The following is a 20,280-nucleotide window of genomic DNA, read 5'->3' on the forward strand; positions in this document are numbered from 1 at the left end:
CGTTTGTTTTTTTCCGACGCTTCAGGCCGTGTGCCGCACAACAACCTTGGGCGTCATGCCGACTACGACGCGATCGTCGAGCGCTCGCCGCCCGTTGAGCAGGTCGAGCACCAGCTCGGCGACGCGGATGCCGATCTCATGCGCGCCGACGTCGATCGTGGTGATCGAAGGCACCGACTGCTCGGCGAGATCATAGGCGCCGAAGCCGGCAATCGCCACGTCGTCCGGCACGCGGATGCCGCGTCGAACGCATTCCATCAGGGCGCCGAAGGCGGAGAGGTCGGACACGCACATCACCGCCTGTGTGTCCGGCCAGCGCGAGATCATCTCGACCATGGCGGTCGCGCCCTCGCGCATCGAGATCGGCGGCACGCCGGAGGCAATCACGCGCGAAACGTCGAGGCCGCGGTCCTCCAGCGCCGCGACGAAGCCGCGTCGGCGGTCCAGACCACGGGTGTCCCGCGAGGTGTCGCCGCCGATAAAGCCCAGCCTCGAATAGCCGCGCTGAACGAAATGATCGACCATCAGCCGCCCGGCATCGGCATTGGAAAAGCCGACGACGTGGCCGATGGGGTCGGACGGCAAATCCCAGGTCTCCACGACCGGAACGCCGGCATTGGCCAGCAACTTGCGGCAGCGCGACGTGTGCCGGCCGCCGGTGACGATGATCGCCTCCGGGCGACGCTGCAGCAATTGCCCGACCAGGCGTTCCTCCTCCTCGACATTATAGTCGGTGAAGCCGAGCAGGATCTCCAGCCCGCTGTCGCGCAGGCCCTCGGTCATGCCGCGCACCGTGTCGGCGAAGTTGGCGTTGTTGATCGAGGGGATCGTCGCGGCGACGAAGCCGGAGCGCCGCGACGACAGATTGGCGGCGATGCTGTCGAAGACATAGCCGAGCTCTTCAGCCGCCTTCAGAATGCGGTCGCGCGTATCGGCGCTGACCGAAGCGTCGCGCTTGAAAGCGCGCGACACGGTCATCGTCGAGACGTTGGCGCGATGCGCGACATCGGCCATGGTCGGCCGTTTGGGCGAAGATTGCATGGCCGTACGTTATCGATATCACGGCGGAATGCAACGCGCCGTTGCGGCTCACGCAAACGCGATCTGGACCTTCATCGCCTGACTGCGGTCGTTGGCGAGCTCGAAGCCGGAAAGCGCCTCGTCGACCGGCACCGAGTGGGTGATCAGCGGCTTCACGTCGATCAGCCCCTTGCGCATCAGCTCGACGCCGACGGCGAATTCGGGATGGAAGCGGAACGAGCCGTTGATCGACAGTTCCTTGGCGGTCACCGTCGACATCGGCAGTGCCATCTCGGCGCCGCCGAGGCCGAGCTGGACGATGGTGCCGCGCGGACGCAGCGCAGCGATGCCTTGCGCCAGCGCCGACGCCGCGCCCGAACATTCGTAGAGGATGTCGAAGGTCCCCTTGTCGGCAAGGTAGGGCGCCAAACCTTCCGGCTCGCTTCGGGTGTTGATGGTCTTGTCGGCGCCGGCGCGCATGGCCATCGACAGCGTGAAATCGGCGATGTCGACGGCGACGATCTCGGCGGCACCCGCGCGGCGCGCGCTGATGATCGACAGCAGGCCGATCGGCCCGCAGCCGGTGACCAGCACGCGCTTGCCCAGCATCTCTCCGGCACGGCGCGTCGCGTGCAGACAGACGGCCAGCGGTTCGGCCATCGCCGCCTCGCCGGCGGTCAAGCCGTCGGCCGGGACGCACTGAATCGCGTCCGCCACCAGCATTTCACGAAACGCGCCCTGGATATGCGGGAACGGCATGGCGCTGCCGTAGAAGCGCATGTTGAGGCACTGGTTGTGCATGCCCTCGCGGCAATAGCGGCAGCTATAGCAAGGCCGCGACGGAGACACGGCGACAAGCTGTCCCGTCTGCAGTCCACTCACTCCCGGCCCGAGGCTCTCGATCACGCCGGAGACTTCGTGGCCGAGGATCATCGGCTCCTTCAGGCGCACCGTTCCGAAACCGCCGTGATTGTAGTAGTGCAGGTCGCTGCCGCAGATGCCGCCGGCGGCAAGACGCAACAGCACCTGGCCAGGCCCCGGCTTCTCGACCGGGCGGTCCTCGATGCGCAGGTCCTTGGCGGCGTGGATGACGATCGACTTCATGGCAGGCGAACTCCTCGGACTGTGCAGGCAGGCTTTGCGTGAAAACTTGCGTAAAACAATTTCACAGCACCGGCGTCAGCAACGGCTGGCCAGCAAAATGGGCGGCAAGGTTGTCGCGTACCAGCTTGCCCATCGCCTTGCGTGTCTCGATAGTGCCCGACGCATGGTGCGGCTGCAAAAGGACGTTGTCGAGCGCCAGGAACCGCGGATTGAGCTTCGGCTCGCCCTCGAAAACGTCGAGCGCGGCAGACCCGAGCGCCTTCTTCTCGAGCGCATCGAGCAGCGCCTCCTCGTCGATATTGGAGGCGCGCGAAATGTTGATCAGCATGCCGTCCTCGCCAAGCGCCGCGATCACCTCGCCATTGACGATGTGGCGCGTCGCGGCCGACGCCGCGAGCGTCACGAACAGGAAATCCGAACGGCCGGCCAGGGCGACGGGATCGGCGACGAACTCCCAGTCCGCGGCGAAATCCTTGGGCGCGACGTCGCTGTAGGCGATATCCATGCCGAAGCCGGCCAGACGCTTGGCCACCTCACAGCCGATGCGGCCGAGGCCGAGCACGCCGGCCCGCCGGCCCCAGACTCGGCGCTTCAGCGGGTAAAGGCCTTTAGAGGCCCAACTGCCATCGCGCACCCAGCGCTCGGCGCCGATCATGCCGCGCGACAGGCACAGCATCATGGCGATGCCGAGATCGGCGACGTCGTTGGTCAACACATCAGGCGTATTGGTGACCCGCACGCCGCGCTCTCGGCACGCCGACAGATCGACCGCGTCGAAGCCGACGCCGTAGACGGAGACGACCTCGAGTGCCGGGCACGCCTCGATCATGGCGCGGTTCGCGCCGAGTTCGCCGCGGGTGGCGATGGCGCGGACCTGCGGCCCGACGTCGGCGAGGAAGGACGGCTTGTCCTCGGCCGCGAAATAACGATGCACCACGAAGGCTTCGTTGAGCGGCACCTCGTCCCACGCGGGATAAGGTCCAACCTGAAGGATATGGGGCCGCTGCATCGGTTTTCGCTCCACTTGACTTGACAGCTGATGTTATCGATAACATAAGGCGGATAGCGACGAGAGGCAATCGAGAAAATGTCGTCCACCTTGTTCGATCTCACCGGGCGCACCGCGCTCGTCACCGGCTCCTCGCAAGGCATCGGCCTTGCATTGGCAAAGGGGCTCGCCGGCGCCGGGGCCAAAGTGGTCCTCAACGGCCGCGACGAGGCAAAACTCGCCGTTGCGGCCGCGCAAATCCCCGGCGCTGCGACGCTCGCTTTCGATGCGACCGACCATGATGCGGTACGCGCCGCCATCGATGCGTTCGAGCAGGCTCAAGGAGCGATCGACGTCCTCGTCAACAATGCCGGCATGCAGTTCCGTACGCCGCTCGAGGACTTTCCCGCCGACGCGTTCGAGCGCCTGCTGCAGACCAACGTCGCCAGCGTCTTCCATGTCGGCCAGGCCGTGGCGCGCCACATGATCCGGCGTGGCCGCGGCAAGATCATCAACATCGCCAGCGTGCAGACCGCGCTCGCCCGGCCGGGTATCGCGCCCTACACGGCGACCAAGGGCGCGGTCGGCAATCTCACCAAGGGCATGGCGACCGACTGGGCCAGGCACGGCCTGCAATGCAACGCCATCGCGCCCGGTTATTTCGACACGCCGCTCAATGCGGCCCTTGTCGCCGACCCGGCCTTCAGCGCTTGGCTTGAAAAGCGCACGCCGGCTGGCCGCTGGGGCAAGGTCGAAGAACTGGTCGGCGCCTGCGTCTTCCTGGCTTCGGACGCCTCTTCCTTTGTCAACGGACATGTCCTCTATGTCGATGGCGGCATCACAGCTTCGATCTGACCTGCCGCCGCGCATGGTCGTCATGGGCGTCACCGGTTCGGGCAAGACGACGGTTGGCGAGGCGCTGGCCCGTGCGATCCACGCGACGTATGTGGATGGCGACAAGCTGCACCCTGAAGCCAACACCGCCAAGATGAGCGCAGGCATTCCGCTTGACGACGCCGACAGGTGGCCATGGCTGGCGAAAGTCGGCGGAACGCTGAGGCTGCAGCCCGCACCGGTCATCGTCGGTTGTTCGGCGCTGAAGCGCGCCTATCGCGATTTCATCACCGAGCAGGCCCGCGCGCCGGTGCTGTTCATCTATCTCGATGGTTCGCGTGAACTGATTTCCCGGCGCATGAGCGAGCGCACCGGCCATTTCATGCCGACCAGCCTGCTCGACAGCCAGTTCGCGACGTTGGAAGTGCCAGGCAAGGACGAGAATGCCATCGCGGTGGCGATCGACGCACCGCTCGAAAAGATTGTCGCGGACATAACGTCCAGATTTGAGGAGCGACCGTCATGACCAACACAGTCGCGCTAATCGGTGCCGGTGCCATGGGCGGAGCGATCGGCGATCGCCTGCTCGCTACCGGCAACCGGCTCTTCGTGTTTGATCTCGACACGACCAAGGTGGAAACGCTGGTTGCGAAGGGCGCCAGCGCCGCGGCCAGCGCGGCCGCGGCCGCCGCAGCGGCCGACTTCGTCATCCTCAGCCTCAATTCCGCGGCAATCGTGCGCCGCGCCGTGTTCGGAGATGGCGGCGTCGCCGCCGGCGCGAAGCCCGGCACGCTGATCATCGACATGTCGTCTATCGACCCCGACGCGACGCGCCAGCTGGCGGCGGACGCCGGCGAAAGGAGCCTGCGCTGGGTCGACTCTCCGCTCTCGGGCGGCGCGCCGAAGGCATTGGTCGGCGAATTGACGCTGATGGCGGGCGGCGCGGCACAGGATGTCGCCGACGCCCATAAGCTGCTGCGCGACGTCGCCACCAACTATACCCATATGGGTCCGGCTGGCGCGGGCCAGACGACCAAGCTGATCAACCAGGTGCTGTGCGCCTTGAATTTCATGGCTGTGGCGGAAGCGACGCGGCTGGCGCTGGACGCCGGTGTCGACGCGCTCAAGATTCCGCAGGCGCTGAAGGGCGGCCGCGCCGACAGCGCCATCCTGCAGGAATACCTGCCGCGCTTCGCCACCCGCGACTACCGCCGCACCGGCCGCATCGACAACATGGTGAAGGACCTCAACGCTGCGCAGGACCTGGCGCGGCGCACGCACACCGCAATGCCGCTGACGGCCGTCTGCGCCGAAGTGCACCGGCTGTTGACGGCCGCCGGACTGGGTGGCGAGGACCAGGCCGCTTTGATGGAATTTTTCCGACGCAAGGATGAGGAGCCCGCAGCATGATCACACGCTATGCGCTGTTTGAAGGCAAGGTGAAGGACGGCCAAACCGAAGCCTTCCGCGAGGATGTGATCAGAACCGTCCTGCCGAAGTGGAAGGCTTTCCCGGGCGCGCTAGACGTACGCGTCAGCTTTGCCGAGAAGCGCGACGACGGCGCGCCGGAATTCCCGATGATCCTGGCAATCAACTATCGCGACATGGCCGCGGTCGAGGCCGCGCTCGCGAGCCCCGCCCGCTCGGAATCTCGCGCCGCGACCGAGGCGGTGTTGGCCAAGTATTTCGAGGGACGCATTCACCACCACGTCACCATCGCCAACGAGTTTTCCCTGTCGACGGATTGACGTGCTTAAATCTGCCCCTGAGCCCTAAATGCGCAGGCAAGACAGGCAGCCGCACCAACGAAATCTTAATGTAAATCAAGCGTAATCCCGACCGTTAAAATTGTGCGTTTGGGTTGGGGTTACGCATGCCGGAGTATTCCTCCTTCATCCGGTCGATCCGGGTCCGCTATATTTCGGGATTGCTCGTCTTTGCCCTGGCCTCGGCGGCCGTCATGTTCGCGCTCAACCGCGTGAACTCATACCGCCACGAAGTCGATGCCTTGAGCGGCAATTTCGTCATCTTCTCGCGCGACCTGCGCAACGCCACCAATTTCGCCGAGACGACCGGAACCGTGTGGCGGGCTGAGACCCGCGATGGGCTGACCGCAGCCGCGCGCGGCCATTCCGAACGGCTGATGGGCGAGATCGAAATCCTGAACGCGCAGCTCGCGGCGATCAGGCCGCGGCTGTCGAAGAATACGCTCAATGCGCTCGAATCCGCTTCGGTGAACGACGATCTGTTCTGGTCGGCGCGCGACATGGTGCGCAATTTCAACCTGATGTCGGTGGCCCAGACAGTCGACGAATGGAGCTACCGCGAGATCCGCAACCAGAACGATCTTTTCGCCCAGCCGATGCTGGTTCGCGTGCGCACCGCGCTCGATGACGAGCGGCGCCTCGCCGATGCCGCCAGCGACCGGCTGCTCCTATGGGCGAGCGGTCTGCTGATCGCCGTCATCGCCATCGCCGCGGTTCTGATCTTCCGGCCGATGGAGAACGCGATCCGCCGCGCCTTCGCCGAAACCGCCGCATCGTTGTTCAAGGCCGAGGCGGCCGACCGGGCGAAATCGGAATTCCTCGCCAATATGAGCCATGAGATCCGCACGCCGATGAACGGCGTGCTCGGCATGGCCGAGCTTCTCGCCAAGACCGAGCTGACGCCGCGCCAGAAGACCTTCACCGACGTCATCGTCAAATCCGGCAACGCGCTGCTCACCATCATCAACGACATTCTCGATTTCTCGAAGATCAATGCCGGCCAGCTGACGCTCGACCCCGCCCCGTTCCGCCTGGCCGAAGCGGTCGAGGACGTGGCCACGCTGGTCTCGGCCCGCGTTGCCGAAAAGAACCTCGAGCTCATCGTGCGCGTCGACCCGCGCCTGCCTGGCTTCGTCGTCGGCGACGCCGGCCGTTTCCGCCAGATCGTTACCAACCTGCTCGGCAATGCGGTGAAGTTCACCGAGAAGGGGCATGTGCTGATCGATGTCGGCGGCGATGTGGTCGATGGGACCGTCCAGCTCAAGGTCCGCGTCGAGGACACCGGCATCGGAATCCCCGCCGAAAAGCTGCAGAGCGTGTTCGAGAAATTCGCCCAGGTCGACGGCTCGTCCACCCGTCGTCACGAAGGCACCGGGCTCGGCCTTGCCATCTCCGCCCGCCTCGTCGACCTGATGGGCGGCAAGATCGGCGTTGAAAGCGAGATCGGCCGCGGCTCGGTCTTCTGGTTCGCCGTACCGCTGCCGGCACACAAACAGCAGGCGCGCGACGAGATCGTGCCGGTCGACGTAACCGGCGCCCGCGTCCTGGTCATCGACGACAACCCGGTCAATCGCGAGATCCTGCTCGAGCAGCTGCGCAGCTGGAGCTTCGACTGCGCCGCGGCCGAAAGCGGCGCCGTCGGCCTCGCCTTTCTCGACCGCGCCTGCCAGCTCGGCGCTTCGGTGGACTGCATCATCCTTGACTACCAGATGCCCGGCATGAACGGCGCCGATGTCGCCAAGGCGATCGCCGCCGACAGCCGCCTGTCTTCCATTCCGGTCGTGCTGCTCACTTCGGTCGACCAGGTCGATTTCGGCCGACTGGTGATCGATTTCGGCATCGTCGCGCATCTCACCAAGCCGGCGCGTTCGGCGGTGCTGCTCGGCACCGTGATCTCCGCCATCCAGAAGGCGCGCACGCAAGGCGGCAAGGCGCATTTCCTGCGCGAGCCGGTCGTCGTCCAGTCAGCTCCGCCGCCCTTCACCGTCATCCGCGGTCCAGCCGTTCCGGTCCTCGCGCCCGAACCGGCGGCGGCGCCGGGCGGTCCGATCGATATCCTGATCGCCGAGGACAATGACGTGAACCAATTGGTCTTCGGCCAGATCCTCAACGGCCTCGGCCTCAGCTATCGCATTGCCGGCAACGGCCGCACCGCGGTCGAGATGTACCGCTCGCTGCGGCCCCGGCTGGTGCTGATGGACGTCTCCATGCCGGAGATGAACGGTTACGAGGCGACGCGCGCCATCCGCGCCATCGAAGGGCAGAACGGCAGCCATACGCCGATCATCGGCGTCACCGCGCATGCGCTGAAGGGCGACCGCGAAAGATGCATGGAGGCCGGCATGGACGACTACCTGCCGAAGCCGGTCTCCCCGGACCGCCTCGGCGCCAAGATCGGCACCTGGCTCAGCGAGACGGTGGCGGCGAAGACGGCTTGAGCTACCGGTTTCGCATAACCAGGCACGCCCCGCCGACGCTTTGCAGCTTATTGCAGATGCCGTTGGCCTCGGCGCGCGAGTCGGCACCGATCCTGACCGCATAGATGCCGCGCCGGCCGATCGGCGTGCGCACGCGGCTGACCACAGGATCATGGCTGCCAAGCAGGGAAGGGAATCGGCCGCGAACCCGCAACCACTGGCTGATTGCGGCGGAGCGGCGGAAATTGCCGGCCACCTGGACGCCCCACGGCTTGACGTTGATCGAGGCCATGGCGACGGTCCGCGACATGATCACCGGCAGCCTGCGGCAGGCGACCGCGAAGCTCATCTTCGGATCGAGCGGCCGGATAGTGCCGGCATAGGCGGTGTCCGAGAACTTGTCGACCGGCTCGCCCATGATGTCGAAGACATAGCTTTCGGTCTCCATCGGCAGGAAGCCGCCGGAGGACAGCCAGCGCGATACGCGGTTCTCGCCCGCATTGTAGGCGGCAGCCGCGAGGCCGAGATTGCCGTAGCCCGCCTTCATCTCGGCAAGATACTTGGCCGAGGCGGGGATCGCCTGCCCGATGTCGAAGGGATCGGCAAGCCCGCGCAGCTTGGCCGTGCCCGGCATGAACTGCGCGATGCCTTCGGCGCCCACGGGGCTCACCGCATTGGGATCGAAGCGGCTCTCCTTCCAGATCAGCCGGGCGAAGAAATCCTTGGGTAGGCCATTTTGCTCGGCCTGGGTCTCGATCAGGTCACAGACGCGATTGATCAGCCGTTTTGCGGCCGATCGCGACTGCGGCGGATCGGCGAATGCCTGACCGGCAGGGATCAGCGCGCAAATCAGGATCAGTGCCGTCCTGAGCAAGCGCTGCATGGCTCATTCCGCGGCGGCTTTGCCGTGTCCGTACCGCTGCTCGATATAGTCGGCGACCATCTTTTCGAAATCCTGCGCGATCGAGGGGCCACGCAGCGTCGCCGCCTTCTTGCCGTCGATGAACACCGGCGCCGTCGGCGTCTCGCCGGTTCCGGGCAAAGATATGCCGATGTCGGCGTGCTTGGATTCGCCGGGGCCGTTGACGATACAGCCCATCACCGCGACCTTGAGGTTCTCGACGCCCGGATATTTCTCGCGCCACACCGGCATGTTCTTGCGGATGTCGGCCTGGATGCTCTGAGCCAGCTCCTGGAAGACGGTGGAGGTCGTGCGGCCGCAGCCGGGGCAGGCCGCGACGATCGGCACGAACTGCCGGAAGCCCATCGTCTGCAAAAGTTCCTGCGACACCTGCACCTCGCGCGTGCGGTCGCCGTTCGGCTCCGGCGTCAGCGAGATGCGGATCGTGTCGCCGATGCCCTGCTGCAGAAGGATGCCCATGGCAGCCGAGGACGCGACGATGCCCTTGGTGCCCATGCCGGCCTCGGTCAGCCCGAGATGCAGCGCATGGTTGGAGCGGGTCGCAAGCTCGGAATAGACGGCGATCAGATCCTGGACGCCGCTGACCTTGGCCGACAGGATGATCTTGTCGCGGCCGAGCCCGATCTCTTCCGCCATCTCCGCCGACAGGATCGCCGACTGCACGATCGCCTCGCGGGTGACTTCCTGGGCGGTGAGCGGCGAGCCCCGGCCCTGGTTGTCATCCATCAGCCGGGTCAAGAGCTCCTGGTCGAGCGAGCCCCAGTTGACGCCGATGCGCACCGGCTTGTCGTATCTGACCGCCATCTCGACGATCGCGGCGAACTGGCGGTCCTTCTTTTCCTTGAAGCCGACATTGCCGGGGTTGATGCGGTATTTCGCCAGCGCCTCGGCGCAGGCCGGGTGATCGGCGAGCAGCTTGTGACCGATATAGTGGAAGTCGCCGACCAGCGGCACGTTGACGCCGAGCCGGGCCAGCCGATCACGGATGCGCGGCACGGCGGCCGCGCTCTCGTCGCGGTCGACGGTGATGCGCACGATCTCCGAGCCGGCGCGATGCAGCGCCGCCACCTGGGCAACGGTCTGATCGATGTCGGCGGTATCGGTGTTGGTCATCGACTGCACGACGACCGGCGCACCGCCGCCGACCATCACGCCGCCGACATCGACGCCGACCGATGCGCGGCGCGGGAAAGGAGAAGAAAAATATCCGGTCATGCCGGCCGCCTTCATCTGGAAGTTCCGGGCATGAGGTGGCGGAGCAAAGATGGCTTGTCAATGGCCGGTGACAGCCACGGTCCGCAAATCGGCTGCGCTTGGTTGGCGGCCGTGCGGTTCAGCAGCCCACATCGGGCTGCGGTTGCATTCCGGGAAGAGTCGGGAAATTCAGCGTAAACTCGTCAGACCGGCGGCATTCTTGCCACCGGTTGGGTTGCACCCGACGGGTGCGGTTATGTTGCCTAGAGGAGTTTCAGTGTGCCGTCGGTTTCGCCTTCAGCTTTTCAATCTCGTCCTTGATTGCCAGCTTGCGCCGCTTGAGAGTGGCGATCTCGAGGTCGTCTACCGAAGGATGATTCATCGCGTCGATAAGCTCGCGCTCGATGTCGCCGTGCTTCCGCTGCAGCTCATCAAGATGGGATGCAAGAGACATGATTGGTTCTCCCTTTCATGGATTCCTCGATTGCAGCCGTCTCAGGCACGTCCACCGCAGGTCGCAACTGTGACGGCACGATGACAGTTTGCCACCAACCAATCTCGATGTCGAATGCCGCGTGGTAGCATTCCACGACAATGTGAAATGTGATATCAGCGGCGCGCCGGTCACAAACCCCACCGGCCCCGCCCAAAGGCCCATCCCTGGGCGACGCATACGCAGACGGTAGATAATGTCCGAACAGGAACAGGCTGAGATACGCCTCGAATATTCCCGGCTCAAACAGGAACACGCCGATTTCGACGCCGCCATCAACGCGATGATCGCCATGGGTTGCGACCCGCTGCAGATCCAGCGCATGAAGAAGAAGAAGCTGATGCTGAAGGACCGGCTGATGGCGCTGGAAGACCGCATAATCCCCGACATCATCGCCTGACCGGCAGCTTCCTTCGCTCGACGGCTAGGGGATCGATAGCCGCGCGGCGCGGTCACGCAGTAGCGCGACCAGCTCGCCTGTCCGATCTTCCGACGTGTCGATCGGAACCACCAGGCACATCGTCGCCTCGATCTTCCCGGGCGCTGAAAAGACCGGCGCCGCCAAGCATTTGGTATAGGCGTCGACAAGGCCCGACGTCACGCAATAGCCGGTGACGCGGGCTTTTGCGATGTCGTCGATGAAGTCGTCGAGCTCGATCTTGCGGCCATCCGGCAGCACGAGGTCGTCCTGGGAGATCATCGCCTCGATCCGGCTGCGTTCCAGGCCGGCGAGCAGCAGCCGGCCCGACGCGGTCCAAGGCAGCGGGATCTGCAGGCCGGTGGCCGAGCTGATGCGGAACGGCCTGGTGCCCGGGCTCGAATGGACGATCGTGTAGCGGCCGCTCTGCAGCATGCACAGCTCCGAGGTCTCGCCGGTCTCGCGCGACAGCGTGTCGACCTCCTGCCGTCCGCGCCTGAGGAGGTCGTTGCCGCGCATATAGGCCATTCCGTAGAGGTAAAGCTTCTTGCCGAAATAGACGCGGTTGCCGTCGCCGGCCATCTCCAGGAGACCGGCACCGACCAGCTCGCGAACGAGCGTGTAAGTCGTCGAGCGGGGGGCGTTGAGCCCCTTGGCCAGCTCGCCGATGCCGATCGCGCGCTGCGTGGCATGCAGGAACTCCAGAATGTGCAGCGCGCGGTTGAGACCCTTCTCGCGAGAGTTCGCGGGCCTCTCCTCGTCCGAACCTGCGGCCTGCCACTCGGTCAGCGCTTCGCCATCTTGCATTGTCGATTCCCGGTGTTAGTATCTGTCTTGTACAGGATACATACGTCTCTTGTAAGAGACAATCGTATATCGATTGCTGACGCGTGTATTCATGGGGAACACACACCAAAGGAGGTCGCCGTGAACGACACATCCGGAAGACGTGATTTTCTGAAATTGGGAATGGCCGGACTTGCCACCGCCGGCGCGCTCACCGCGGTCAGCGCCGAGAAGGCCGCCGCGCAAGCCGCGTCCGATAGCGTGCTGCGGACCGCGCTCGATCGCGGCAAGCTGATCGTCGGCACCGGCAGCACCAACGCGCCGTGGCATTTCGAGAACGATGCCGGCGAGCTGGTCGGCATGGACATCACTATGGGGCGCATCCTCGCCAAGGGCCTTTTCGATGACCCGACCAAGGTCGAATTCGTCATGCAGGATCCGGCGCAGCGCATTCCGAACGTGACCACCAACAAGGTCGACATCACCATCCAGTTCATGACCATGACGGCGCAGCGCTCGCAACTGATCCACTTCTCGCGCCCCTACTATGTCGAAGGCGTCGCGCTGCTGACGCTGCCCGGCTCCGAGAACAAGACTTTCGACAAGCTGCTGGCGAACGGCTCGGCCACGCGCATCTCGATCCTGCAGAATGTCGATGCCGAAAACTCGGTGCACTTTGCCCTGCCGCAGGCGCAAGTGATGCAGATCGACACCCAGGCCAACGTGCTGCAGGCGCTGGAATCCAAGCGCGTCGACGCCGCCGCGGTCGACCTCTCCACCGTGCGCTGGCTCGCCTCGCGCAACCCGGACAAATATTTCGACGCCGGCAAGAGCTGGTATTCGATGCTTTACGGCGCGGCCATCAGGCAGGGCGACCTCGACTGGCTGACCTACGTCAACCAGACCTTCACCATCGCCATGTTCGGCCACGAGACGGCACTCTACGACGCTGCCTTCAAGGAATATTTCGGCCAGGAACCGCCGCCGCGCCATCCGGGCTTCCCGGTCATCTGACGAGGCCTGTCTGACTTTAGCCGGCGGAGGGCCGCAGCAAGCGCCCTTCCGCCTGTTCTCCTCGACACGGGCTCCTGCAGTGGCGAATTCTGGATCGTCACCACAGGCCATTGAGACGGACGCATGGGCTATACGCTCAATTTCAACCTGATCTGGCGCCATTTCGACAAGCTCTGGGGCGGACTGCTGCTCAGCCTCGAGCTTGCCGTGATCTCGATCGCCATCGGCATTGTCATCGGACTGGTACTGGCCGTCTGGTATGTCTCGGCCGGGCGTGTCGTGCGCGGCATTATCGCCTCTTACGTCGAATTCATCCGCAACGTGCCGCTGATCCTGCTGGTCTATCTGGTGTTCTACGGTCTGCCGACCGTCATCGACCTAGCCTACAGCGCGCAGACGTCCTTCGTCGCCACGCTTGCCGTCTACAGCGGCGCCTATCTGGTCGAAGTGTTCCGATCCGGCCTCGAAGCCGTGCCGCGCGGCCAAATCGATGCCGGCAAGGCGATCGGCCTTACGCCATGGCAGCGGCTGGTCCATGTGCGGCTGCCGACGATGATGCGCATCACCCTGCCGGCGCTTTCCAACACCTTCATCTCGCTGTTCAAGGACACGTCCGTCGCTTCCGTCATCTCCGTGCCCGAACTGACCTATGGCGCGCAGTGGATCAACTTCAACACCTTCCGCATCGTCGAGGTCTATCTGGTGGTGACGGCGATGTATCTGGTGACGGGTTACGCCCTGCTCTTCGCGCTCCGGCTGGTCGAGCGCTGGTATAGGACGGCGCGCTGATGCTTGGCCAGATCGCCTACGCCCTGCCGTTCCTCGCCGAAGGCTTCGCGCTGACGCTTTGGGTGTCGCTGCTGGTCGTGGTGCTGTCGCTGATCGCCGGCGTTGTCCTCGGCGTCGGCCTCGTCTACGGGCCCGCACCCTTGCGCTGGGCGGTGCGGATCTTCAGCGACACCGTCCGCGGCATCCCGATCCTGGTGCTGATCTTCTTCGTCTATTACGGCCTGCCGGCCGTCGGCGTGCATCTCCAGTCCTTCTGGGCGGCGGTGCTGGCGTTGACCTTGTTCAAGACCGCGCAGGTCGTCGAATATCTGCGCGGCGCGGTCGCCTCGATCCCGAAAGGCCAGTCGGAAGCGGCGATGGCGATCGGCCTGACCTTTCGCCAGCGCCTTACCTACGTGATTTTCCCGCAGGCCTTCCGCCGCTTCCTGCCGCCTTGGATCAACGGCGTCACCGACGCGGTCAAGGGCAGCGCGCTGGTCTCGCTGCTCGGCATCACCGATCTGATGCAGGCCATCAACCAGGTCATTGGCCGCACCTATGAGGCGATGCCGCTCTATATCCTCGGCGCCCTCCTCTATTTCGGCGTCAACTACGCGCTTTCGCTTGCCAGCCGACGGCTGGAGCAGCGCTTTGCCTTCATCCGGGAATAGCACAATGGCCACCACTTCCGATAACAGCCCTGCGCTTCTCGATATCGCCGAGGTCTCGAAATCCTTTGGCTCGGTCGAGGTACTGCGCTCGGTCAGCCTCAAGGTGGCGAAGGGCGAGGTGGTCGCCATCATCGGACCGTCCGGCAGCGGCAAGACCACGCTGCTGCGCTGCGTCAACTTCCTCGAAAGCTACGACAGCGGCTCGATCCGCATCGACGGCAAGGAGGTCGGTTTTCGCGACGGCGGCGCGCGCCAGCGCCGCAGCGAGCGCGACTTGGCCGCCATGCGCGCCGAGACCGGCATGGTGTTCCAGGGCTTCAACCTGTTCCCGCATCTGACGGCGGCCGGCAACATCATGCTCGGCCTCACCAAGGTACGCGACAAGAGCAGCGCCGAGGCGCGCTCGATCGCCGAGCACTGGTTGGGTCGTGTCGGTCTCGCCCACAAGGCCGACAGCCTGCCCGCCGAGCTTTCCGGCGGCCAGCAGCAGCGTGTCGGCATCGCCCGCGCCGTCGCCATGGAGCCGAAGATCCTGCTGCTCGACGAGATCACCTCGGCCCTCGATCCGGAACTCGTCGGCGAGGTTCTGGCCGTGGTGAAAAGCCTCGCTGAGGACGGCATGACCATGGTGATGGTGACGCATGAGATGGCTTTCGCCCGCGACGCCTCAAGCCGCATCGTCTTCATGGCCGACGGCGGCGTCAGTGCCGTCGGGCCGCCGAAGGAGGTGCTTGCCGCGGAGACCACGAACGAGCGCCTGCGGACTTTTTTGGCGCGCTTCCGAGCCTCGCAATTCTGACATCGGATGGCAAATGCCATCCAAGGAGCATTCTTCCATGACGCCTTACACCCGGCTCGCCGAACTCGGCCTGACGCTGCCCGAGCCGCCAACGCCCATCGCCAACTTCGTCACTCATGCCGAGAGCGGCCGGCTGATCTTCCTCTCGGGCCAGGGGCCGCTGCGCGCCGATGGCACGCTTTGCACCGGCAAGGTCGGCGAGGACGTCACCGTCGAACAGGCCTATGAGCATGCCCGGCTCACCGGCCTCAACCTGCTTGCCGTCATGCACGCGGCGGCGGGCGACCTCGGGCGCATCGTGCGCGTCGTCAAGCTGCTCGGCTTCGTCAATGCGACGCCGACCTTCAGCGATCACCCGAAGGTGGTCAACGGCTGCTCCGATCTCTTCGCCGATGTCTTTGACAAGATCGGCGGCCACGCGCGTTCGGCGATCGGCGTCGGCTCGCTGCCTGGAAACATCACCGTCGAAATCGAAGCGGTCGTCGAGATCGCCGCCTGACACTGGGATCTGCTGCCATGAAAACCTATTCCGAGACCGGCTCCAACACCACGATCCGCGAGCGGCTGGGACTGCGTCCGATCATCAACGTCTCGGGCACGATGACGACACTCGGCGCTTCCATCATCGTCCCGGAAGCGATCAGCGCCATGGCCGAGATCGCCTCGCAATGGGTGGAGATGGACGATTTGCAGCGCGCCGCGAGCGCAGTCGTCGCCCGTCTCACCGGCGGCGAGGCCGGCTTCATCACCGCCTGCTGCGCCTCAGGCATCACCATGGCGATCGCCGGAGCGATGACCGGCACCAACCTGCTGGCCATCGAACGGCTGCCCGACGACACCGAAGGGCTGAAATCGGAGGTCGTCATCCAGCTCGGCCATATCGTCAATTACGGCGCGCCGATCGATCAGTCGATCCGCGTGGCCGGCGCCAAGGTCATTCCGGCGGGCACCGTCAGCGTCACGCAGGATTACCACGTGCGCGAGGCGATCAACGAGCGCACGGCGGCCGCGCTTTACGTCGTCGCCCACCACACGGTGCAGTACGGCATGCTTTCGCTGGAGGAGTTCTGCGAGATCTGCCACGCCAAGAATGTGCCGGTGATCGTCGATGCCGCTTCGGAATACGATCTGCGGACATTTCTCGCGCAAGGCGCCGACATCGTCGTCTACAGCGGCCACAAATTCCTGAGTGGCCCGACCAGCGGCATCGTCACCGGCCGCAAGGATCTGGTGCGCGCCGCCTATCTGCAGAATCGCGGCGTCGCCCGGGCCATGAAGGTCGGCAAGGAAAGCATCGCCGGCACCATGGCGGCGCTCGACGCCTGGGAAAAGCGCGACCATGCCGGCCTCCGCCGGCGCGAAGAGGCGGCGCTCGATCTGTGGAAGGATGCGCTGCAAGGCATTCCGGGCATTGGCGCTGAGATCGTGCCCGACCCAACCGCCAACCCGCTCGACCGCCTGCAGGTCTTCGTCCGTCCGGAGAGCCGCTTCACCGCCGCGGGCCTAACCTCGGCTTTGGCCGCCGGCTCACCGCCCGTCATCGTGCGCAACCATGAGGTCGAGCGCGGACACTTCTTCCTCGACCCGTGCAACCTGCATCCCGGCGAGGCCGAGATCGTCGCCGAGCGGCTGCGCGCCGTGCTGACCGCGAAGGAGCGTCCCGCGGATGCGATGAAAGCGGCGCGCAAGGATTCATCCGGGGCGCTGCGCTGGCCGGACTAGACCTCCCCACCGTCGGCCCACAGCCGCGACAATCCTTGCGGCTGCCGGCGAATTCCGCTAAGGCGCGCCTTTGCCGCCGGGAGCGAAAACCTTGACCGATCAGCGTGCCGAAGTCGCCATCATCATGGGCAGCCAGTCCGACTGGGCGACGATGCGCCAGGCGGCGGAAACGCTGGATGCGCTGGGCATCCCGCACAAAAAACTGATCGTCTCGGCACACCGCACGCCGGACCGCCTCTATGAATTCGCCAAGGGCGCCAAGGCGGCCGGCTACAAGGTGATTATCGCCGGCGCCGGCGGCGCGGCGCACCTGCCCGGCATGACGGCGGCGATGACGCCGCTGCCCGTCTTCGGCGTGCCGGTGGAATCCAAGGCGTTGTCCGGCCAAGATTCGCTGCTCTCCATCGTGCAGATGCCGGCCGGCATTCCGGTCGGCACGTTAGCGATCGGCAAGGCCGGTGCCGCCAACGCCGCCCTTCTAGCCGCGGCCGTCCTGGCGCTGAGCGATGAAAAACTCGCCGCCCGCCTCGATGCCTGGCGCACCGCACAGACCGCCAAGGTCGCCACCGAGCCGGCGGATACCCCGTGAGCCTGGCCCCGGGATCGACCATCGGCATCATCGGCGGCGGCCAGCTCGGCCGCATGCTGGCGATGGCCGCCGCCCGCCTCGGCTATCGCACCATCGTCCTGGAGCCACAGGCCGACAGCCCGGCGGCGCAGGTCGCTAACCGTCAGATCGTCGCCGCCTATGACGATCCGGCGGCCCTTGCCGAACTGGCCGGCGCCAGCGCTGTCGTCACTTACGAATTCGAGAACGTCCCGGTTCAAGCGGCGCAGACACTCGCGGCGCGCGTTCCCGTCTGTCCGCCGGCCCGCGCGCTGGAAATCGCGCAGGATCGCGTGACCGAAAAAAGCTTCCTGAACGGCATCGGCGTTCCCACAGCCGAATTCTGCCCAGTGGACAATGACGAGCAGCTGACGGCCGCGCTGAAGAAATTCAGCGGCAGCGGCGTGCTGAAGACGCGCCGCATGGGCTATGACGGCAAAGGCCAGCGCGTCTTCCGCAACATGGAGACCGGCGGCTTTGCCGGCACCTGCGAGGCGATGGGCAATGTGCCGCTGATCCTCGAATCGCTGGTCGCTTTCGAGCGCGAGATTTCGGTGATTGCCGCGCGCGGGCAGGACGGCTCGGTTGCAGCCTACGATCCGGCCGAGAATATCCATCGCGAAGGCATATTGCGAACGTCGACATTGCCGGCCGCCATCGCACCGGACACCGTATCGGCGGCGAAGCAAGCGGCAGCAAAAATCCTTGCGGCGCTCGACTATGTCGGCGTCATCGGCGTCGAGTTCTTCGTCCTCGCCGACGGTTCGCTTTTAGCCAATGAGCTCGCGCCGCGTGTCCACAATTCCGGCCACTGGACGGAAGCCGCCTGCATCGTTTCGCAGTTCGAACAGCATATCCGCGCCGTCGCCGGCCTGCCGCTGGGCTCGCCTGCACGGCATTCCGACTGTGTCATGGAAAACCTGATCGGCGATGACATGCTGAAGGTTCCGGCGCTGCTCGCCGAGCCCGGCCTGATGCTGCATCTCTACGGCAAGGCCGAGTCGCGGCCCGGCCGCAAGATGGGCCATTTCACGCGCATTGAGCGTCGGCGCTAACGCCGGCTACTGCACGTCTTCGTCCTCGTCCGGGCTGGCGCAGCTCGGATCGCCTTCCTGGCAGTTGGGGCCAAAGGTGAGTTGCTTGGTGCGCTCCGTGGTCAGCTCCGTCAGGCATTGCGAAACCTCCATCGGGTGGATGGAACCGCCCTCGCTGTCGGCGGTCGAATAGGCGCATTCGGCGTCGCGGAAGGCGATCCAGGCGCGCTGTGCGGTCTGCAGCAACTTGTTGGCCTTCTCGTCATTGCGGCCGACAATATCCTTGTAGGCGGCGTTGAGCTTGGCATCGGCCGCCTGATAATCGGCATTGGCGCAGATATTCATCATCGACTGGCTGTCGTCGCTGCGATCGCAGTCCTCGGCCCATGCAGCCGGAACCGTCGCGATGAGGACAAGGCATGCGGGCAGAAAGAGACGGCGCATGATAAGACTCCGTTTCGCTGAGAGCATCTGCAACCTAGAGGAATCGCTTGGCGTCGCAGAAATGCGGCTAAACAAATAGACATAACCGGAGGGGACCTATGTCCCGCTCTGGCGTGGCCCGCAACATTCCAGCCGCCTCTGAGTCGCGCAATGCCGCGCGTTACCTATGGCGAATATTTGATCAGCGCACCATTTGCGGCATAAGAGCCGCCCGCTTGCGGTTGACACGGGCAAGGCTCCTCGTTTATGAGCCACGCAAGTTCAAGGCGCGCTTTTTTCGGGCGCGCCTTTAAAATTCGGCCCGGGACCGGGCCCCCGACCGAACAGGCAAGACCATGAAGATCAAGAACTCGCTCAAGGCGCTCAAGGCGCGTCACCGCGACAACCGGCTGGTTCGCCGCAAGGGACGCATCTACATCATCAACAAGACCGCTCCGCGCTACAAGGCGCGCCAGGGCTGAGACTTGCGCGCGGCGCTAAGCGCCGCGCCCGCTGATGTCGACTGCCGGTTCGCCGGCCCTCTCACGCTAAAATCATTTTGACGATCCGCCGTCCGGGACTAGATTCCGGACATGCGGATTCTTTTTGCGTTCTTCATTGCCCTGGTCCTTTCCGGAACGACCTTGCCCGCTTCGGCGCAGGATGAGGCCACGCCGCCCGCCGCTTCGCCGGCGCCCGCCATCACGCCGCCGCCGGTCGCCTCGACCAGGCAGGGGCGGCTCGACCAGCTCTTTGCCGATCTCAGACGCGAGCGCAACGAGAAGGCCGCCGAACGCATCGCCGGCCGCATCTGGAATGAGTGGAACCAGTCCGGCAGCGCCTCGATCGACCTGATGATGCGATGGGCGCAAAGGGCGGCGGAAGACCAGAAATTCGACGTCGCGCTCGATTTCCTCGATCAGGTGGTGACCTTGCAGCCCGATTATGCCGAAGGCTGGAACCGCCGCGCTACCGTCCATTTCCTGATGAAGAACTATGGAAAGTCGATGTCGGACATCGACCACACGCTGCGGCTCGAACCGCGCCATTTCGGCGCGCTGTCGGGTCTCGCGCAGATCATGGCCGAGACCGGCCACAAGCAGTCGGCGCTGGAGGCCTGGCAGAAGGTGCTCACCATCTATCCGATGATGCGCAGCGCCCAGGGCCAGGTCTCGACGCTGTCGGAAGACCTGGCCGGCGAGGGCATTTGAGGGGCAGCTCTTCGTCATCCTCGGGCTTGACCCAACGACCATGCCGTGACTTCCCGCGCCGCGACGGTGGTGCAGACCTCTGCTCCGCT

At 65.0% G+C, this 20,280-nt stretch carries 24 protein-coding genes; 16 read left to right on the forward strand and 8 right to left on the reverse strand.

Annotated elements, in window-relative coordinates; all coding sequences use genetic code 11:
• Positions 1 to 21 precede the first annotated feature (21 nt).
• The 3 genes from P9217_RS26240 to P9217_RS26250 form a co-directional block, all read right to left on the reverse strand.
• Positions 22 to 1,041, reverse strand: coding sequence for a LacI family DNA-binding transcriptional regulator (locus P9217_RS26240; RefSeq protein WP_278087899.1), 1,020 nt, complete (start codon positions 1,039 to 1,041; stop codon positions 22 to 24).
• Positions 1,042 to 1,089: 48 nt separating this feature from the next.
• On the reverse strand, positions 1,090 to 2,124 hold the full coding sequence (locus P9217_RS26245) for an L-idonate 5-dehydrogenase (protein WP_278087898.1): 1,035 nt from the start codon (positions 2,122 to 2,124) through the stop codon (positions 1,090 to 1,092).
• Between the two features lie 61 nt (positions 2,125 to 2,185).
• Positions 2,186 to 3,133: a 2-hydroxyacid dehydrogenase gene (locus P9217_RS26250; RefSeq protein ID WP_278087897.1), complete on the reverse strand. Its 948-nt coding sequence runs from the start codon at positions 3,131 to 3,133 to the stop codon at positions 2,186 to 2,188.
• A gap of 78 nt (positions 3,134 to 3,211) precedes the next feature.
• Here P9217_RS26250 and P9217_RS26255 point away from each other — a divergent pair, with 78 nt between their 5' ends.
• From P9217_RS26255 to P9217_RS26275, 5 genes are all read left to right on the forward strand, one after another.
• The gene (locus P9217_RS26255) at positions 3,212 to 3,967 is read left to right on the forward strand and encodes an SDR family oxidoreductase (RefSeq protein WP_095799812.1); all 756 of its coding nucleotides are present in this window, start codon (positions 3,212 to 3,214) and stop codon (positions 3,965 to 3,967) included.
• Positions 3,936 to 4,472 carry a gluconokinase gene (locus tag P9217_RS26260; protein ID WP_278056905.1) on the forward strand — a complete coding sequence of 179 codons (537 nt, stop codon included), beginning with the start codon at positions 3,936 to 3,938 and terminating at the stop codon, positions 4,470 to 4,472. Before P9217_RS26255 ends, P9217_RS26260 begins: the two co-directional genes overlap by 32 nt.
• Positions 4,469 to 5,356, forward strand: a complete 888-nt coding sequence (locus P9217_RS26265; RefSeq protein WP_127247186.1) for an NAD(P)-dependent oxidoreductase — start codon at positions 4,469 to 4,471, stop codon at positions 5,354 to 5,356. The genes P9217_RS26260 and P9217_RS26265 overlap by 4 nt, the downstream gene beginning before the upstream one ends.
• Positions 5,353 to 5,694, forward strand: a complete 342-nt coding sequence (locus P9217_RS26270) for a hypothetical protein (RefSeq protein ID WP_127241079.1) — start codon at positions 5,353 to 5,355, stop codon at positions 5,692 to 5,694. The genes P9217_RS26265 and P9217_RS26270 overlap by 4 nt, the downstream gene beginning before the upstream one ends.
• Positions 5,695 to 5,819: 125 nt before the next feature.
• Entirely contained in the window at positions 5,820 to 8,150 is a 2,331-nt protein-coding gene (locus P9217_RS26275) for a response regulator (protein WP_278087896.1), read from the forward strand.
• 1 nt (position 8,151) lies between these two features.
• On the opposite strand, the gene P9217_RS26280 is transcribed toward P9217_RS26275, so the two are convergent.
• The 3 genes from P9217_RS26280 to P9217_RS26290 all read right to left on the reverse strand — a co-directional run bounded on the left by P9217_RS26280 (position 8,152) and on the right by P9217_RS26290 (position 10,699).
• Positions 8,152 to 9,012, reverse strand: coding sequence for a lytic transglycosylase domain-containing protein (locus P9217_RS26280; protein WP_095799807.1), 861 nt, complete (start codon positions 9,010 to 9,012; stop codon positions 8,152 to 8,154).
• Between the two features lie 3 nt (positions 9,013 to 9,015).
• Entirely contained in the window at positions 9,016 to 10,266 is a 1,251-nt protein-coding gene (gene ispG / locus P9217_RS26285; protein ID WP_278087895.1) for a flavodoxin-dependent (E)-4-hydroxy-3-methylbut-2-enyl-diphosphate synthase, read from the reverse strand.
• 253 nt (positions 10,267 to 10,519) lie between these two features.
• A complete protein-coding gene (locus P9217_RS26290) occupies positions 10,520 to 10,699 on the reverse strand; it encodes a YdcH family protein (protein ID WP_040998838.1) in 180 nt (59 codons plus the stop codon).
• A gap of 235 nt (positions 10,700 to 10,934) precedes the next feature.
• Here P9217_RS26290 and P9217_RS26295 point away from each other — a divergent pair, with 235 nt between their 5' ends.
• Positions 10,935 to 11,138: a DUF465 domain-containing protein gene (locus P9217_RS26295; protein ID WP_067001951.1), complete on the forward strand. Its 204-nt coding sequence runs from the start codon at positions 10,935 to 10,937 to the stop codon at positions 11,136 to 11,138.
• A 24-nt stretch (positions 11,139 to 11,162) separates the two neighbouring features.
• Here P9217_RS26295 and P9217_RS26300 read toward each other — a convergent pair whose 3' ends face one another.
• Positions 11,163 to 11,963 (reverse strand): IclR family transcriptional regulator, encoded by an 801-nt coding sequence (locus P9217_RS26300; protein ID WP_095824056.1) that lies wholly within the window; start codon positions 11,961 to 11,963, stop codon positions 11,163 to 11,165.
• A gap of 162 nt (positions 11,964 to 12,125) precedes the next feature.
• Between P9217_RS26300 and P9217_RS26305 the strand changes: the two genes are divergently transcribed.
• From P9217_RS26305 to P9217_RS26340, 8 genes are all read left to right on the forward strand, one after another.
• Complete coding sequence (locus P9217_RS26305) at positions 12,126 to 12,956, forward strand: transporter substrate-binding domain-containing protein (RefSeq protein WP_197504271.1); 831 nt, start codon at positions 12,126 to 12,128, stop codon at positions 12,954 to 12,956.
• Between the two features lie 123 nt (positions 12,957 to 13,079).
• Positions 13,080 to 13,745, forward strand: coding sequence for an amino acid ABC transporter permease (locus P9217_RS26310; RefSeq protein ID WP_067319366.1), 666 nt, complete (start codon positions 13,080 to 13,082; stop codon positions 13,743 to 13,745).
• On the forward strand, positions 13,745 to 14,395 hold the full coding sequence (locus P9217_RS26315) for an amino acid ABC transporter permease (protein ID WP_067001941.1): 651 nt from the start codon (positions 13,745 to 13,747) through the stop codon (positions 14,393 to 14,395). Before P9217_RS26310 ends, P9217_RS26315 begins: the two co-directional genes overlap by 1 nt.
• A gap of 4 nt (positions 14,396 to 14,399) precedes the next feature.
• The gene (locus P9217_RS26320) at positions 14,400 to 15,194 is read left to right on the forward strand and encodes an amino acid ABC transporter ATP-binding protein (RefSeq protein ID WP_278087894.1); all 795 of its coding nucleotides are present in this window, start codon (positions 14,400 to 14,402) and stop codon (positions 15,192 to 15,194) included.
• Between the two features lie 37 nt (positions 15,195 to 15,231).
• Positions 15,232 to 15,693 (forward strand): RidA family protein, encoded by a 462-nt coding sequence (locus P9217_RS26325; RefSeq protein WP_067001934.1) that lies wholly within the window; start codon positions 15,232 to 15,234, stop codon positions 15,691 to 15,693.
• Positions 15,694 to 15,710: 17 nt separating this feature from the next.
• Positions 15,711 to 16,916, forward strand: coding sequence for an aminotransferase class V-fold PLP-dependent enzyme (locus P9217_RS26330; protein WP_278087893.1), 1,206 nt, complete (start codon positions 15,711 to 15,713; stop codon positions 16,914 to 16,916).
• A 91-nt stretch (positions 16,917 to 17,007) separates the two neighbouring features.
• On the forward strand, positions 17,008 to 17,505 hold the full coding sequence (purE, locus tag P9217_RS26335) for a 5-(carboxyamino)imidazole ribonucleotide mutase (RefSeq protein WP_067319690.1): 498 nt from the start codon (positions 17,008 to 17,010) through the stop codon (positions 17,503 to 17,505).
• Positions 17,502 to 18,578 (forward strand): 5-(carboxyamino)imidazole ribonucleotide synthase, encoded by a 1,077-nt coding sequence (locus P9217_RS26340; protein ID WP_278087892.1) that lies wholly within the window; start codon positions 17,502 to 17,504, stop codon positions 18,576 to 18,578. The genes purE and P9217_RS26340 overlap by 4 nt, the downstream gene beginning before the upstream one ends.
• A 6-nt stretch (positions 18,579 to 18,584) precedes the next feature.
• Here the strand turns inward: P9217_RS26340 and P9217_RS26345 are convergent, their stop codons facing one another.
• Entirely contained in the window at positions 18,585 to 19,001 is a 417-nt protein-coding gene (locus tag P9217_RS26345; protein ID WP_067319373.1) for a lysozyme inhibitor LprI family protein, read from the reverse strand.
• A 335-nt stretch (positions 19,002 to 19,336) separates the two neighbouring features.
• Here P9217_RS26345 and ykgO point away from each other — a divergent pair, with 335 nt between their 5' ends.
• A complete protein-coding gene (gene ykgO / locus P9217_RS26350) occupies positions 19,337 to 19,462 on the forward strand; it encodes a type B 50S ribosomal protein L36 (protein WP_040974291.1) in 126 nt (41 codons plus the stop codon).
• 111 nt (positions 19,463 to 19,573) lie between these two features.
• Entirely contained in the window at positions 19,574 to 20,191 is a 618-nt protein-coding gene (locus P9217_RS26355; RefSeq protein WP_067319375.1) for a hypothetical protein, read from the forward strand.
• The last annotated feature ends 89 nt before the right edge of the window (positions 20,192 to 20,280 follow it).

This window comes from Mesorhizobium sp. WSM4989 (assembly GCF_029625795.1).
Taxonomy (GTDB): Bacteria; Pseudomonadota; Alphaproteobacteria; order Rhizobiales; family Rhizobiaceae; genus Mesorhizobium.